The organism is Clostridium sulfidigenes (assembly GCF_052067195.1).
Lineage (GTDB): Bacteria > Bacillota > Clostridia > Clostridiales > Clostridiaceae > Clostridium_J > Clostridium_J sulfidigenes.
Window position 1 is genome coordinate 67,551 of sequence record NZ_JBQHQR010000010.1, and the last position, 16,194, is coordinate 83,744.

Sequence of the window (16,194 nt, forward strand, 5' to 3'; positions counted from 1 at the left end):
TTATGAGCAATCACGAAACTTTAATCTTTTGAATATAATATATAATAAGCAAGAGCTTTATGACTTTAGATTTCATCATAGATATTTCTTACTTTAATGATAAGTCATATATTTATTTGAATTGTGACTAAAAAAGGAGGTTTATATGATTTATTTGGATAATGCAGCTACGTCCTTTCCAAAACCACCAGTAGTTTATGAAGAAATGCTAAATTGCATGAAAAATTACTGTGCTAATCCAGGACGAGGCTCTCATGATATGTCAGTGAAATCAGCTTTGAAAATCATGGAAACAAGGGTAGGAATATGTGAATTATTTAATATACCTAGTCCTTTGAATTTGATTTTTACCAGTAATGCTACAGAAGCCCTAAATATATCAATTAAAGGAGCTTTAAAAAGAGGAGATCATGTTATTAGTACAGTAATTGAACACAACTCTGTTTTAAGACCACTTCATTCATTACATGAAGGTGGAGTTGAAATCACTCTGGTGGGTGTAGATAAAGCAGGTTATGTAAATTTCAAGGATATTAAAAAGGAGATTAAGGGAAGCACTAGAATGATCATTATCAATCATGCTTCTAATGTATTAGGTACTATTCAGGATATCGAAAGTATCGGAAGGTTTTCAAAGGAAAATGGGATTATATTTATGGTAGATGCATCTCAAAGTGCGGGAGTGATTCCCATTGATGTAGAAAATAATCATATTGACCTATTAGCTTTTACGGGACATAAAGGATTATTGGGGCCTCAAGGAACAGGGGGATTATTTATAAGAGATGGTATTAAACTAAGGAATTTTAAGGAAGGTGGAACAGGAAGTAACTCACACTTTATGGTCCAACCAGACTTTATTCCGGATCAATTTGAAAGCGGAACACTAAATACACCAGGCATTGCTGGGTTATGTGAAGGTATAAAATTTATTAAGAGAATTGGAATAGATAATATACGAAAATGTGAAGAAGAATTATCAGGGTATTTGTTAGAAGAGATAAAAAAACTTTCTTATGTAAAAATCTATGGAAGTGATTCTAAAAAACAAAGAAGTTCAGTAATTTCTTTAAATATAGATGGAATTGACGCTTCGATTGTCGGTGAACAATTAAATGAAAACGGAATTGCTGTACGGACAGGCTACCATTGTGCACCTTTAATACATGGCGTAATTGGTACAGAGTATGCTGGTACGGTGAGAGTGAGTCCGGGATATTTTAATACTTTTGACGATATAGAAAAATTAATAGAAGCAATTAAGATGATTTATAAATTAAAATAATGTGAAATGGAAGATACAGTACATATATAATTATATATGTAATAAAAAACATTAGGATGTGAAAGTTATGAATGCTTGTAATAATTCAAACTCTCTTTATCAAATAGACAATCCTTCTGATTGTGAAAGATACACGATGCTTGAATATATACTAAAGATGCAGAATAGATTAGATGATCTAAATAATATAATTGATTTAATGAGTCCACCTAAAGATATAACAAACATTTGTCCAACAGGGTACGCTAAAGATATTAAAGTAGCGATAATTGGTGCAGGAGAGGCAGGGCTAGCTGCAGCCTTTGAACTCAGAAAGATAGGATGTAACATTACTTTATTTGAAGCAAGTCAGAGAATTGGGGGTAGGGTATACACCTATTATTTTGATAGAAATAAAAGATATTATGGTGAATTAGGACCAATGAATATACCGGTATCTCATGAGACTACCTGGCATTATATCAATCTTTTTAAGCTTAACACAAGCCCATTTGTAAATAATAACACTAATGCTCTGTTTTATGTAAGAGGTGAAAAGGCTGTGAACGATCCTAAAGGGAAATATATATCAAGGAATATATATCCTAGATTTCACTTAACAGATAGTGATAGAAGCAAAGTTCGTTCGCAACTTTATAGAAAGTTTTATCAAAAATATCTAGATTCTCTTACATCAGAAGCAAGAAAGGAGTTAGTTGAAACTAAACCCGAATACTTAAAGAGTATAGAGGACATAGATAAACTAAGTTATAGAAGAGCCTATGAAAATGCAGAGTTTAGTGAAGATGCGATATCAATGTTAGGCTATTTAGATGGTAGTCAGCAGTTTTTTAAACTAAGTCTCACTGAAATCCTACAGCAATATTATACTGCTGATTCTGAGTGCACTTACCGTATTAACGATGGCATGATTAACTTACCGCTTTCGATATATGGAGCACTTTGTGGTAATATAGAAATAGAAGATGTATATAAAGGTATAGATAAAGATAAATTAGGTCATGTAGATATAAAAATGGGCTCTCCAGTTGATGGCATATATAGTTCATCTTCAGGGGATAAAATTCTTCTTAAATATACAGAATGTGGAACAAGCAAAGAAAATTTAGAGGAATATGATTATGTTATATGTGCAGTACCTTTTCCAAGCTTGAGGAGAGTTGAGATTAATCCTCTTTTTACAGTGACAAAGATGCAGGCAATAAATGAAATGAACTATGAAACAGCGCAAAAGGTATATTTATATATTAAGGAAAGGTTTTGGGAGATGGGAAATGCATCAAAAAAAATAGTAGGCGGAAGATCTTTTACTGATCTCCCACTAACTTCAGTTTACTATCCATCAGATCATGCGAAACCAGTATCCAATAAATATGGGAAATGGACGCTAAAGCCTGATGTAAGTCCAGAAGAACCAGGGGCATTGCTTGCTAGTTACAGTTGGTGTCATGAAGCAGTGAGATTAGGCAATGAAAACCCTGAATTGCAAGTTAGCGACGTTATAAGATATCTAGAAAAAATGCATGAACTTCCTCCTCATTATATTAATGAAAATTTTATTGACTATAAGTCATTAATTTGGTCTGATGTACAGTATATATGGGGAGCAGGAGCACTATCTAAGCCTCAGGATAAAACACTGTTTTCCTATGCTGTAACTATTCCAGAAATGGGGAATAGAGTATTTTTTGCAGGAGAGCATATATCACAAAAACATGCAACACAACAAGGGGCTTTACAGAGTGGAATGATTTCAGCAAATGAAGTAGCAAAGCAAATAATAGCTAGCAAAGAGTATACGGAAGTTTAAAGGTATAAATGCAATGGCCTACATCAACTAGATGTAGGTCATTTTGTTATAGATTATACAAATTCTATGCCCAAGAGGTTTTGATTTCCAATGTTAGATGGAATAGGTGGAGTATTTGTTAGCATGGCTATCTTCTTCCACAATAAAGCCACTTACAATAAAAAAGTTAAGGACAATAATTAAATGTCCTTAACTTTAAATTAGCTAAACTAAATTATTTTCATATATGCCTAACTTTTAGCAACAGTTATTTCTACCGCATGTTGATATAGCTCCAAGTGTTGCATTGTTGATATTAAGAGTACCAACAGTAACTGCACTAGTAACAGTTGCAACTACAGTATAGGTACAGCAATCATCAAAGCAAGAATCACAATCACAAACAAAGAATGAGAATGTTTCTGATGCAAGTAGTGCAACTAAATCAAATGTCCATGCAGGCCCAACAGGAACAGGGGTAAATTGACCTCTACATAGTTTAAATACTTGGAAGTTTATAGTTCCTGTAAAAGCAACTGGAGCAACAAGATTACTTGCAAATTCTAACTTAGTTGTTGGGTTACATAAGCAAGAATTATCTAAAGTAACAGAACTAACGGTAAAAGTTGTACCTGCTACAGTAGCTGCAGGTACTGTAGTAGAACTAGGGGTACCACATTTTATAATAGTTGGACAATGTTTGTCCTCTTTAATTTCTTTTCTGCAAGGATCATAATAACCTTTTGACATTGAATTCATAGATAGAATCCTCCCTCTAATTATATAAATTTTAATAAAATAAATTGTATGAATAATTAAGGTGTTCAATTATTTGTTAAGTGTTTTATTATATTATATGATTTTTGTAGAAGAAAGGTGATGATAGATAGGCATTTATAAAAAAATATAATAATATATTTAAAAATATTATCACCTTTCACAATTACTAATTTTACCGAAGGTACATTATTCATATAGATATAGAAACCTTAATTATTCTTCAGTTACAGCAATTCTGATAATACGGTTTCATTATCGTCACAGTCACAGTCCGGGAATAATGGGTCTAGGTTTTGATCAGGATAGAACTTAGGAATTGGGGCTCTATCAAATCTCTCACATGGATCTTCGTCAGGTTCTTCTTCACATGGTTCTTTTGGAACTGGACAGTAGTCATAAGCTGGGATGAGTAGTTGTACAATAAGCTCACATTTTACAACAATGTAGTAACCTAAAGTAATATCTAGAACATCATCCCCATTTAGATCTTGTAGTAATTCACCGTCTAGAGCTTCAGCAACCATTTCAAGTTTTATAATGTTAGAATCTAAATCTTCAGCCTGTTGAACAGGTACAAAACTAGCTGAAATTTGAGCTATGGAATCAGGACAGTAGAACTTTCCAATTACATCTGTCCTATTAATTTCATATAATTCACTTTTGTTTACGCCATCGCAATCAATATAATCAGCATAGAAAGAAATCACATAATTAAGAACTACTTTTTTAAAACCAGGTTTTCCTTTGAGCGGAAGCTTATCTACGGAAAGTAGCTCTACATTGAAGTCTCTACTACCAATATATCTCTTAGGATCAATGAGCGGATCGCTTCTTAATTGACTATCTGTTGTATTTGTGTCTGGACCTTCGCCGTATACAAGACATCTTTTAATTAGGCATTGATCAAAAATCTTAGGTACTTCAATGCAAACTAATTCTGAAGGATCAGGTAAACGTCCTTGTTTATTTACAAGACCAGGACGTGGCACAAATTTCTTGAAGTTAATGGACATAAATTCTCCTCCTCTTGAAAAATTATGATAAATATAAATATATTTAATACTTACAATACATCATATGTCAGAATATTAAAGTGGTGATATTAAAAAGTCAGGTTAATATAATTTTTTGTTATATAGAAGTGCATAATAAGTTTTTATTTAAATATAATTTTATAAAGGGGGAGTGAGTATGAATGGTGTATATCCTTGGATATATTGTGACTATAAAGATAACATATGGAAGTTTTCACGAAACGACAATAGAGAGTTATGTTATAGAATTATGTACAGAGAAGGAAAATGGACTAAAGAAACTCTAATTGATGTAGAGGTGCTAGGATTCGATGTTTATGTTAGTGTAGATGAGACAATACATGTGGTATACAGTAATACTAAAGGGGAACTGAGATACTGTACTATGAAAGATACGCAATGGTTGGGAAAGCTACTATATCAAGTGGAAAGTGAAGAATTTGAAATACAAAACTTAAAAGTAGAAATTATCGGAGATGAGATGCATATCTTTTATTTACTAGTAGGTAATGATGGTAGTGACCATGGAGTGTTAATGCATTGTATATGGAATGGAAAAGAAACTAAAATTACCACAATACAGGATATTATATTGATACCTAATTTAAAAGAATATTATTCAGTACATGTAAATAAAAAGGGTAATATTTATGCATTTTTTATTTCAGATGAAGGTGATGAGATATCTTTAAACTATTGTAACTTTGAAAATCATAGATGGTCGATTGCAAGAAGACTTTATGGTATTCAAGGAGAGGATATAGGGTTTGAAGTGTTAATGGATCAACAGGAAATTCATATACTAAATAAATCTAGAGAAGACTCTATTTATTTTCTTGATCATGTTTCTATAGATATTATCGGAAGTATAAAAGAATTCAGAGTTCATGAAAGTAGAAAAGAATTGAAAGAACCTATACTATTTACTAAAAGTAATAAATTGTACGTTTGTTGGCTAGAACAAGGGAAGATTTCCTATTCAGCCTTTGATGGTAAAAAATGGAGTAGCGTAGTTTATTTTGATAGAGGTAATGAGCTTACAGTAGAAAGATATAATTGTTTTATTGGTATAGATAAGGATAGTGCTATTAAAGTAAAAAAAATTTATGGAACTAGTGGATTGGATTTGTATTTGTTTAATCCAAGTGAAGTTATAACAAATATGAAAGATTCATTAAAAAAAGAAGGAAATCAAGTTAAAGGAGCAACACTTCAGGAAAGAGAATCAATTGAAAGTTTAAAACTTGAATTATCTAGTGTAAATTTAGAAAAGAAAAATTTAGAAAAGAAAATTATAGCATTAAATTTACAATTACAAAAAAATCAAAGATTTATAGATGAATATGAGGAACAAATTGCTAGAATATTAGAACAAAAGCGGAAGTCAGATGAGAACTGTAATATATTCTTGAAATTGCAGAAGAACATTCAAAAAGAGTTAGAGGGAACAAAAAAAAAGTTTTTGGAAGAAGAACTCCTTACAACAAGTATTCAAAAAGAGTTAGAATATACAAAACAACAATTGCTAGAAGAAAGGAAGATTAAAGTAGCAGTAGAAAGTAAATTGAAAGAATGCCAAGAAGAAAATGTAATAATTAAACAGCAAGGTGAGATCATAAATGAAGAAAAAAGGAGATTGAGTGAAGAACTTGAATTAGAAAAGAATCAATCCATTATGGAACGATTACTAAGAAGAAGGACAAATGGAGTATAAAGTCACTTCTACAGCTTTAAAGCATACAATAAAGTAAGGAGCCTGTATAAATTAAGGCGTCACAAAATAGAGGTGATAATATGAAAATAGAAGATTACGATTATATCATGGTCTTTACTTCTCATCACAGGGCGCTATATATTTACGAGCGTTTAGTTAGAAAAAATATAGCGGTAAAACTTGTTACTGCTCCTAATAAAATTAATATTAGTTGTACTCAAGCAGTGAAATTTAAAGAAATAGATATGGAAGCTATACAAAAAGAATTACAAAGAAATAATATTTACCCAACTAGTATGTATAAGATTGTTAAAGAAGGAAAAAGCCAAACTTATGAATTAGTTGAATAATATTTGCTTGGTTAGTTTTTTTATATTTATATTGCATAATAAGCAAGCATAAAGCATATTTTTTAGTATAAGAGTGAACTCGGAAACTAACTTCAAATAGAATCAAAAATAGTTTTTATATAGTTTTAGTACCGATCACTCTTTAAGTTATTATTTGGATTAATTTATAATTAAAATCACTTATATAGGCTGAAAAGTGAAAATTGAATATTAAGATAAATTATATAATAGACCTAGAATAATGATATAAAGATTTACTGGTGGCACAATATGATTTATTAGTAAAGGAGGAGGTGAAGGCGAGTCCATGTTTAATAAAAGAGAGAAAATCATCTATTATATATCGCATTTAGGAACAGGAAAGGTATCTATAATTGATGGGGATAGTTATAGTATTATAAAAGAGATTGATGTTGGTCCAAGGCCTCTAAGTATTATTGTTGATGAAAAAAGCAATGTGTATATAGCTAGTGATAGAAATAGTAAAGTTACACTTATTGAGGATTTATATGATTCAAATAGAACATGGAATATTACTAACAATGGTAATATAAAAGTAGATTTCATAGCTCAGAAAATCTATGTCTGTGATACTGAGGAAGTATGTATTTATAGCTTAAGATCTGGTGAAAAGCTTGGTTGCATAAAAGGGTTTATGGCTGCAGATAGTTTAGAACTTGACAAGGAGAAGAAGAAATTATTTGTACTGGACATTTTTAAGAATGAAATAAATGTTTATGATACATCAGACTTCCAATTAATAAAAGTATACAAAGATGTTGGGACTGCGCCTAGCTGTATTCTTATTGGAGAAGATGAAAAATATATTTATATATGTAATAAAGGAATTAATAAAGGAAGTTATATGGGCAATGTCTCTATATTGAATCTTGAAAAGGGAGATATTTCATATATAGATTTCCCCAAAGGGTCTGATATTACATCTTTAGATCAGGCCGGGATTCTTTTATATGTAGCAAATAGTGGGTTGCATAGAATTGAAGTTATAGATATCTTAAAAAGAGAACGTATAGCAACAATAAAAACTACTCTACCAGAATTACAAAGAATTAAATTATCTCCTGATAAAAAAACATTACTTGTAACTAGTATAAGTACTGATGGGAAAGGGGTATTTGAAAGGATTGATATTTCTAATAATGTTATTTTAGATACTCTTACTTTTGTACAAAATAATAGTATTCCATACGATATAGGTGTGGTTATTCAGAATAAATTTCAAGTAGATGAAGAATCCTTTATTTTCGCGGAGTGTGAAGATGAAGAAAAACAAGAAAATGTAACCACTATATTAGCAAAAAAAGTTATATCTACCTATCAAGAAAAAATAATCTTTCCACAGGTATTAAATGAAGTATCTTCAAAGGGTGAAAAAATTATAAGTGTGGAAGAAATTGTATTTAAAAAGTGTGAAATTGTAAAAGAAACAAAGAATAGAGAAATTATAGATAGTCGAAAAAAATACTCAATACTACAATATGATTTTTATATTCCCTACTACATAGAATGCAAAGATGAACGGGAACAAAAATATATAGTTGAAGGAAAAATTAAGGGAACACAAAAAGCGACATTATATATACCCGCATATGCAGAACAAGAGGGAGTAGAATTTGTAATCAATTCTTTTGCTAAATTAACAGGCACTCCAGTAATTATAAACAACAGTTTGAAGTTTGATGTTAGTGTTTTGATTTCAACAAAGGTAATTGTAGAAGAAATAGTATCTATTCCATTTTGTAGAGACTGTGAAGGTTGTAGAGGAGAGAAGAAAAATGACTAACGAAAAATATGATTGTTTTTTGGTTAAGCAGAAAGATGGAAGATTACTAAAGTTTTGTTATGATAGTAACCAAGGCATATATTATCAAATACTTATGAATCATGAGTGGTCAGAGAAGATAAGCATTTATAAAGATAGTTATGAATATTTTTATGTTTTGGAGGAGTGGAATGGGAAGATTCATGTTTTCTGTCAGGATATTTGTGGCGATCTTATTTTATCTACATTGGAAGGAAAAAAATGGACGCATAAAACTCTCCTCCATATGAAGTATGATGTAATTACACCTATACGGATTAGAGCTTTTTTTTGCTCCAAGGATATTCATTTACTATATAACGTAGTAGATAAACATACTTATTCAGAAATATTAGTTCATCAATTTGCTGAAAATGGAACGTTATGGACTCAACCGCAAATAATTGCTAATTTAGAATGTTACTCTAAGTTTCCGTATGGTACTTGCCAAGCGTGTGAATCTAATATAATCTTATTAAACACTATGGTAGCTGGAGTATATCAATTAATTTCTAGAAGTTTCCACATTGTAGAAGGGCGATGGGGAAAGGAAGAAGTTATACACATGTCTCTCTTACCATACATAGATTTTACTTTTTGTGTAGAAAAAAATATAAAGCACTATCTGTTTATTACTCAAGATGATCATGTTAATAGAGTGATTTACCAGTATAAGGAATCAGGGCTGCAAAAAAATACTATACTGTTTCAACATGTAAATATTAATTCTTGCACATTAATATTATATAATAGGGTGTTATGGGCTTTGTGGATTTGCGATAACAAGCTTTATGGATGTTTTTCTGCAGACTGTGGACAAAATTTTAGCAATCCTCAAGTGTACAGGCACTTTGATAAGATATTGCCTAAGAAAGTATTTTATCAAGAAAATATAGAAGATAAACAAAACAATTATTTTATTAATGAGATATATGTAGTGAATGTTAATGGACAGGAACAAATGATTTTGCCGGAATTTTTAGAAAATTCAATAGATACTGAAGTAGAGAATAATAAAAACCTAGAGCATAAGGTTGAAAATTCTACATTTAAAAAGGAGGAGTTAAAAAATTATTTTTCAAAAGTTAAAATACTTAAAAGAGAAAAAGAAGAATTAGAATTAAAGCTTAAAGAGACTTATGAAGAATTAAGAACATTGAAAGAGGATATGCAGTATGAAAAAAATCAAATATCAAATTTGAAATATAAATTTTATAATGAAAAAGAGAAAATTAATATATATATGTATGATAATGATGTATTAAAAAAGAAAAATAGTTGTTTAGAGCAGATGCTGTTACAAAAGGATAAAGAAAAAATATTAATGGAAAAGAAATTAGATGAAAAAGAGAAAGAAAATGAAAATTTAAAACAACAAATGAATGTTAAGAGTGTCGAGAATTTATCTAATCTAAAAGAAGCTAAAACAAAAAATGAAAATAAAATTCCTAAACATGTGAGATTTTCTTTGATTAAATGGTTACTAGATGATGAAATTTAAAAGTATTCCTAATAAAATGTCATTGACAAAAGGGTGCCTTTTATTATGTAGGTTTTGTATAAAATATTTAATTATTATAATAATAGAAAATGACGGATTTATTTAATAGATTAGTAAAATCCAAATTAGTGAACCCTATTATGAATACTGGACTTTAAATCATAAATATGTTATTGTAGATAAAATATTATAATGGAAACTTCTTCTTATTTTTATTTGAAGAAGTAAATCTACTAACAAAGTGTAGAGTTGAAGTGTCACTTAAGGAGGGCTTTATATGGGAAAGATTGCAGCATTTTTTGATATAGATGGAACTATCTATAGAGAAGGTTTAATAACAGAAGTTTTTAAAAAAATAATAAAATATGAGTTAGTTGAAGAAGATAAATGGTATAATGAAGTTAGGCCAGCTTTTTCCAAGTGGGATATTAGACAAGGGGATTATGATACCTATTTACTTAAAATGATTGACGTTTATATTGAGGCAACTAAGGGTTTGAGTAAAGAACATATAGAACATATAGCTAGAAATGTGATTAATCAGAAAGGTGATAGGGTATATACATTTTCTAGGGATAAAATTAAATGGCATAAGGAACAAGGTCATGTTGTAATTGCTATTTCTGGATCTCCCATAGAGCTTGTAAGAGAGATGGCAGGAAAATATGAAATGGACGATTTTAGGGGTACCATTTATAAAGCCGATGACCGTGGGAAATATACTGGTGAAATTATACCAATGTGGGATTCTGTAAGTAAAGAAAATGCTTTAATGGAGTTAAAAGAAAAATATGATATAGATTTAAGTAAAAGTTATGCTTACGGAGATACTTCTGGGGATTTAACTATGTTTAAATCTGTAGGAAATCCATATGCTATAAATCCAACTAAAGAGCTTATTTCAAAGATAATAGAAAATGAAGAAGTAAAGAAAAAAATCAATGTTATAGTGGAACGAAAAGATGTTATTTATAAATTAGATATTAATAATTTAGAATTAATCTAAGTAAAATAAAGTTTTATATTTTAAGGGATAGCTTAAGTGGCGTTACAATAGAAGTCTTGTAACGCCACTTTTAAACATAGTACTTTCTTACAAAAGGGGGATTTGTATGATTAGATTTGAGATAATTACAAGAGATAGATTGGGAATTACAGTAGAGATATTAGAGAAAATTTACAATAGGAAAATTAACTTGATTTCTATGGAGGTGTTTTTTCAAAAGGTATGTGTAAAGGTTGAGGACATGGAAGATGGGTTAAAAAAGGAACTAATGAAAGAGATTTGTAATATTAAAGATATTATTTCCGTTAAAGAAATGGATTTATTGTATTATGAACAGAAAGAAAAAAAGTTAAAAGCTATAATAGATTCAATAGAGGATAGGGAATTCAAGAACATAATTGGTACAAGCAAGGCAATAGAGCGAGTTAAAAATATGACTTTAACTATTGGAAAGAGTAGCTCAACGGTGTTATTAAGAGGTGAAAGTGGTACGGGTAAGGAAGTCTTTGCAAAGGCAATACATGACATAAGCCCTAGGTGTAATAAGAATTTTATTGCTATTAATTGTGCAGCATTACCAGAAAACTTGCTAGAGAGTGAGTTGTTTGGATATGAGCCAGGAAGCTTTACAGGTGCAATGATAGGAGGAAAAGATGGTATTATTAAAGAAGCTAGTGGAGGAACTTTATTTTTAGATGAAATAGGAGAAATGCCTATGTTTATTCAAGCAAAGTTATTAAGAGTGATACAAGAAGGGAAAATTAGAAAAATTGGCAGTAATAAAGAAGAATCCATAGATGTAAGAATCATAGCTGCAACTAACAAGAATCTTGAGAACATGATTAAGGATAAAACCTTTAGAGAAGATTTATATTATAGATTAAATGTAGTTCCTATGTATATTCCAACATTAAAGGAACGATTAGAGGACATTCCACTATTTGTACAGTTCTTTATAGATAAGTTAAATTATAAATTAAATAAAAATATAAAGGGTGCTGATGTTGAGTTCATTAGCGAGTTAATGAAATATCATTGGCCTGGAAATGTTAGAGAATTACAAAATGTTATAGAAAGAGCAATGAATTTATGCAAAGGTGACATATTAACTGCAGAGGATATTTTTATTAACTTTGAGAATGATGTTTATAGCTATGGATCTAAAGAGATTATAGATAAAAAATCCGATGAATATTTTCAGCTACCATTAAAAGATATAATGGAGAAATGTGAAAAAGAAATTATTAAAAAAACTATAGATAATTATAAAAGTTATAGAAAAGCTGCAAGTGTACTTAAAGTTTCTCATACTACAATAATGAATAAAATTAATAAGTACCATATAAAAATGTAGGTGTTTTGTATTAAAGTATGTAAAAATTAATTTACAGGTGTAAATATAATTTTACGAAAAAAATCTGATAAGTAAAGAAATATTTACACTAAATTAGTATGAATATTAAGAGTTGCATATTATAAAAATAAATGAGTTTCTTCTTTCCTTGTTGTTAAAGCTTTGTCTAAAACTATATTCACCTAGATCTAAGTATCACTTAAATTACCCTTAATTTGGCACTAGAATTGCTATATATTATTGTAAAAATAATTTATATTGGGAGGTCAAATTAATGGGGAATAATTTAAAAACAATGGGCTTTGCTACTAGAGCAATTCATGGTGGACACGTTAAGGATCAATTTGGTGCTTTAGCTACTCCTATTCATCAAACAGCAACCTTTACTTTCGAATCTGCAGAGCAAGGTGGTAGACGATTTGCTCTTGAAGAAGGTGGATATATATATTCAAGACTTGGAAATCCAACAAATACTCAATTGGAAGATAAGTTAGCAATGCTAGAAGGTGCAGAGGCAGCAATTTCTACAGCGTCTGGCATTGGAGCTGTTGCATCAGCATTTTGGACAGTGTTAAAAGCTGGAGACCATGTGGTAGCAGCAAAAACTCTTTATGGATGTACCTATGCTTATTTGAATCATGGAATAAGCAGATATGGGGTTGAGGTAACTTTTGTAGATACTACCAATCTTGAAGAGGTAAGACAAGCTATGCGAGAAAATACTAAGGTAGTTTATTTAGAAACACCAGCAAATCCAAACCTTGAAGTTGCAGATATAGAAGCTATAAGTAAGATAGCTCACCAAAATAAGGATTGTATAGTAATGGTTGATAATACTTTCTGTACTCCATATATTCAAAGACCATTAGAATTTGGAGCTGATGTAGTAATTCATTCAGGAACAAAGTTCTTAAATGGTCATGGAGATGTAATTTCTGGTTTTGTAGTTGGAAGTGGAGAATTTATAAAAAATGTTAGACTATTTGGCGTAAAGGATATGACAGGAGCGAGCTTGAGTCCTTTTGATGCATTTTTAATCATTAGAGGTATGAAAACTCTAGAAATAAGAATGGAAAAACATTGTGAAAATGCTATGAAAGTAGCTAAATTTTTAGAAGGACATAGTGCAGTGGAAAAAGTATATTATCCAGGTTTAGAAAGCTTCCCACAATATGAATTAGCTAAAAAGCAAATGTCTTTACCAGGAGCTGTAATAGCTTTTGAGGTAAAAGGTGGAATCGAAGAAGGTAAGAAAGTTATAAACAGTACAGAGCTTTGTACAATAGCAGTAAGTCTTGGAGATGCTGAAACTTTAATTCAACATCCAGCATCAATGACACATTCACCATACACTAAAGAAGAAAGAGAAATGGCTGGTATTAGTGATGGATTAATAAGAATAGCTGTTGGTCTAGAAAATGTGGAAGACATAATAAATGATTTAGATAATGCATTAAAGTGTATACTATAATATAGTATAGAACTAATAAAGACTCCTAAATTAACTTTTGGGAGTCTTTAATTATATAGATTTATGAGACGTCTTTATTATTAATGCAATATTGCAATATATCTAGACTATCACTATCATAAACTTCAAATTCTTTTATTGACCTGATGATTTCTTTTTTCGCATGCTCAATATATCCATGTTTAAAATATAGTTTTCCTAGATTAAGAAGCACAAATTTATTATTTATTAAATTTAGTAAGTGTACAGCTATTTTAAGTTCGTCATATTTATCATTTATAAGCAATATTTCACATATTTCTAGAATAATATCAAGATATTCCATTTCATTTTCATCTTCGGATAAAAGAGTGGTGGATTCTTTGGTAAATAATTTTAAAAACTGTGAATACACTTCTAATAGTTTTTTATTGTAACCTGATAAGGAATCCTCTTTAAAGTTGGATAATAAGGATAATGCCTTATCATAATTATTAGTTAATACACTACTTATAACTTTGTACATTGAAAAATATAAATTTGAAGAATTATCATCAACTATATTGGTCATGTCAATGCACTTAGTAAAGGAACCAGACATTACAAGACATTTAGCTTTAAGTAATACCAGCTCTTCAGTAATAGTTTCAGATAGTTCACATTTTTCTACGTATTCTAATGCTATTTCATAGAGTCCTTCATTATAAAACAAATCTGCAATAATATGATTAGATTTTGGAGAACTAGAAATAAGATTTTCTATAATCCTTTTAAAGTTATCCATTGGGGTATTTTTGAATTTTAATATATCTCCAATAAGGTATAAGGGATTAAGGAAATCGGACTTTGATTTAAGTGTTTCAATATAATAATTGTATGCAGCATCATAGTCTTTTAGTGCGAAGTAGGCATTGCCTAACTCATAGTATGCCTTGAAACTTCCTATTCCGTATAAGCATTTTAATTCAGATGGTGCTTCACCTAGCTCAATACATTCTTTAAGAGCTTCTATCTGAAGTGTAGGCATATTCATATCTTTAAAAATAAGAGCTTTTAAAAAATATAAGTCAGTAAATTTAGGATAATGCTTAATACCGATGTCTATGAACTTAAAAGCTGTATCATAATTTTTAATTTTATAGTTTAAGAAAATTATTCTAAATATTAGTAAATAACTATATCCGTTGTATGGGTCAAATTTCTCATAGGATTTATAGTAATGTTCTAACGCAGTTTCATTATCGTTTAATGCTGCGTATTCAGTACCGAGGTTAAAGTGAGCAAAGGAATCATTGGGGTCTTTTTTTATTTGATCATTTAAAATAGGTATATTTCTATTTCTTTTATTCTTAGATTCTATTGATTTAGCCATATATCCATAATGATTAATTTGCATTAATTGATAAATTGCTTTATATTTGTTTTCTGAGTATACTAATTGATTATGAATTTCTCCTTCATAGTGAGTTCCATGGTTATTTTTAAATAGTCTAGGATTTAAATTTATAGTTATTGAATTATCATCAACAATATTTCCATAATAATTTAATGTTTCAAAGTAGTAAATCGCATTTTCATCTAATTGTCTATTTAATAAATTTTTCAAATTTTCTTGATTCTTAGTGGATAATTCATCATCTGCATCTAATATGAGTATCCAATCTTTGGTAGCATGCTTTAGTGATTCATTTCTAGCTTCACTAAAGTTATTGTGCCAAGGAAAATAGTAAACTTTAGCCCCAAAGCTTTTGGCAATATCTACAGTTTTATCCGTAGACCCTGTATCAACAATAATAATTTCATCCACAATATCTTTAATGCTGTTAAGACAGCTTGGCAAATAGTTTTCTTCATTTTTTACAATCATACACAAGCTTACTTCATTTTTCATAATATATTATCTCCTCTTTTAAATAAAACCTTCATTGTTGAATAAATAAAATATTCTATTAGTTTTACCATATATACTATGTAAAAATTTATTGAACTGTTCTTGCAGTAAAAATAAAATATAGTACAGGGAGCAAAATTATAATTACCATGCATTTATAAAAGTAGTTACATGAATATTAAGTTTGCAAATCACGTTTTGTGTATAAGGTCATATAA

12 protein-coding genes are annotated in these 16,194 nt (G+C 29.8%); 9 read left to right on the top strand and 3 right to left on the bottom strand.

What is annotated here, in order from left to right:
• The first annotated feature begins 145 nt into the window (after positions 1-145).
• Together ACTNBA_RS12470 and ACTNBA_RS12475 are read left to right on the top strand one after the other, a co-directional pair.
• Complete coding sequence (locus ACTNBA_RS12470) at positions 146-1,285, top strand: aminotransferase class V-fold PLP-dependent enzyme (RefSeq protein ID WP_441074453.1); 1,140 nt, start codon at positions 146-148, stop codon at positions 1,283-1,285.
• Positions 1,286-1,352: 67 nt separating this feature from the next.
• The gene (locus ACTNBA_RS12475; RefSeq protein ID WP_441074454.1) at positions 1,353-3,095 is read left to right on the top strand and encodes a flavin monoamine oxidase family protein; all 1,743 of its coding nucleotides are present in this window, start codon (positions 1,353-1,355) and stop codon (positions 3,093-3,095) included.
• Positions 3,096-3,332: 237 nt separating this feature from the next.
• Here ACTNBA_RS12475 and ACTNBA_RS12480 read toward each other — a convergent pair whose 3' ends face one another.
• Both ACTNBA_RS12480 and ACTNBA_RS12485 read right to left on the bottom strand, forming a co-directional pair.
• Positions 3,333-3,833, bottom strand: a complete 501-nt coding sequence (locus ACTNBA_RS12480; protein ID WP_346846443.1) for a DUF4489 domain-containing protein — start codon at positions 3,831-3,833, stop codon at positions 3,333-3,335.
• A gap of 245 nt (positions 3,834-4,078) precedes the next feature.
• Complete coding sequence (locus ACTNBA_RS12485) at positions 4,079-4,867, bottom strand: hypothetical protein (RefSeq protein WP_441074456.1); 789 nt, start codon at positions 4,865-4,867, stop codon at positions 4,079-4,081.
• A gap of 178 nt (positions 4,868-5,045) precedes the next feature.
• Here ACTNBA_RS12485 and ACTNBA_RS12490 point away from each other — a divergent pair, with 178 nt between their 5' ends.
• The 7 genes from ACTNBA_RS12490 (at position 5,046) to megL (ending at position 14,106) form a co-directional block, all read left to right on the top strand.
• Positions 5,046-6,602, top strand: coding sequence for a hypothetical protein (locus ACTNBA_RS12490; RefSeq protein WP_441074457.1), 1,557 nt, complete (start codon positions 5,046-5,048; stop codon positions 6,600-6,602).
• A gap of 80 nt (positions 6,603-6,682) precedes the next feature.
• Positions 6,683-6,952 (top strand): putative Se/S carrier protein, encoded by a 270-nt coding sequence (locus ACTNBA_RS12495; RefSeq protein ID WP_346846446.1) that lies wholly within the window; start codon positions 6,683-6,685, stop codon positions 6,950-6,952.
• A gap of 307 nt (positions 6,953-7,259) precedes the next feature.
• The gene (locus ACTNBA_RS12500; RefSeq protein WP_441074459.1) at positions 7,260-8,756 is read left to right on the top strand and encodes a YncE family protein; all 1,497 of its coding nucleotides are present in this window, start codon (positions 7,260-7,262) and stop codon (positions 8,754-8,756) included.
• Positions 8,749-10,275: a hypothetical protein gene (locus tag ACTNBA_RS12505; protein ID WP_441074461.1), complete on the top strand. Its 1,527-nt coding sequence runs from the start codon at positions 8,749-8,751 to the stop codon at positions 10,273-10,275. The genes ACTNBA_RS12500 and ACTNBA_RS12505 overlap by 8 nt, the downstream gene beginning before the upstream one ends.
• Before the next feature lie 277 nt (positions 10,276-10,552).
• The gene (locus tag ACTNBA_RS12510; RefSeq protein WP_441074463.1) at positions 10,553-11,281 is read left to right on the top strand and encodes an HAD-IB family hydrolase; all 729 of its coding nucleotides are present in this window, start codon (positions 10,553-10,555) and stop codon (positions 11,279-11,281) included.
• A gap of 106 nt (positions 11,282-11,387) precedes the next feature.
• Complete coding sequence (locus tag ACTNBA_RS12515; protein WP_441074466.1) at positions 11,388-12,635, top strand: sigma 54-interacting transcriptional regulator; 1,248 nt, start codon at positions 11,388-11,390, stop codon at positions 12,633-12,635.
• A gap of 274 nt (positions 12,636-12,909) precedes the next feature.
• Positions 12,910-14,106 carry a methionine gamma-lyase gene (gene megL, locus ACTNBA_RS12520; protein WP_441074468.1) on the top strand — a complete coding sequence of 399 codons (1,197 nt, stop codon included), beginning with the start codon at positions 12,910-12,912 and terminating at the stop codon, positions 14,104-14,106.
• A 61-nt stretch (positions 14,107-14,167) separates the two neighbouring features.
• Here megL and ACTNBA_RS12525 read toward each other — a convergent pair whose 3' ends face one another.
• A complete protein-coding gene (locus tag ACTNBA_RS12525) occupies positions 14,168-15,976 on the bottom strand; it encodes a tetratricopeptide repeat-containing glycosyltransferase family 2 protein (RefSeq protein ID WP_441074470.1) in 1,809 nt (602 codons plus the stop codon).
• Between the last annotated feature and the right edge of the window lie 218 nt (positions 15,977-16,194).